We start from the raw sequence: 675 nt of genomic DNA, 5'->3' as shown, positions 1-675 counted from the left end.
TAAAAGTACCCCAACGATTTTGTCCCTCTTTTAAAAACCGTGTTAAAGATTTATTTTTTGAGAAATCAAGGATTCCGATACTTGATTTAAAACCTGAAAACACCTTATTTCCCAACTCCTCAAGATCTAAGCAAGCAGAAAAATCTAGAGAAAAAACTGACATCCGATCAAAAGCATTATCTCCAATAATCTTTAGCTTTATAGGCAATATAAGTTTAGTCATATTCCTATTAGCGAAGGCAGAGGCTGGTATCTTCCCATCTATAATATCAACATTAGACATATCCAATACTTTTAATAACGTCATTTGTTTAATCGTTGTAAAATCTGCACTGTTTATGGTTCCCGTTAAAACCAAATCCGTAACTTTTGCTTTATCTGTCCCTAACTGGCTCTCTAATGTTCCAGGAGTAGTTACTGTGATAGTTTTACTTAATTGTCCGTAAGTCGGAGTTATCAATATTATTACACTGAATAATAAGGTTAGAATTTTTTTTGTCATAATAAGTTAAAATTTTAGTATATATATTTAGTTTTTCACTATTGCAGAAAAGCATAAGTAAAATGGAGATTTCTTGATTTTAATCGAGAAACCTTGCTATTTTCTAAATTATTTAGAAGCTCAGATAAAATAAATGAGATTATAATGAAACCTTCAATCTTTGTCGTATTACA

At 30.2% G+C, this 675-nt stretch carries 1 protein-coding gene; it reads right to left on the bottom strand.

Features of this window, described 5'->3' with window-relative positions; genetic code table 11:
- Nucleotides 1-502, bottom strand: a 502-nt coding sequence (locus HGC4_RS06540; protein WP_157258164.1) for a leucine-rich repeat protein, incomplete at its 3' end; no start/stop codon positions are given.
- Nucleotides 503-675 lie beyond the last annotated feature (173 nt).

The organism is Dysgonomonas sp. HGC4, assembly GCF_001261715.1.
Taxonomy (GTDB): domain Bacteria; phylum Bacteroidota; class Bacteroidia; order Bacteroidales; family Dysgonomonadaceae; genus Dysgonomonas_A.
This window is presented reverse-complemented; position numbering and strand designations above follow the sequence as displayed.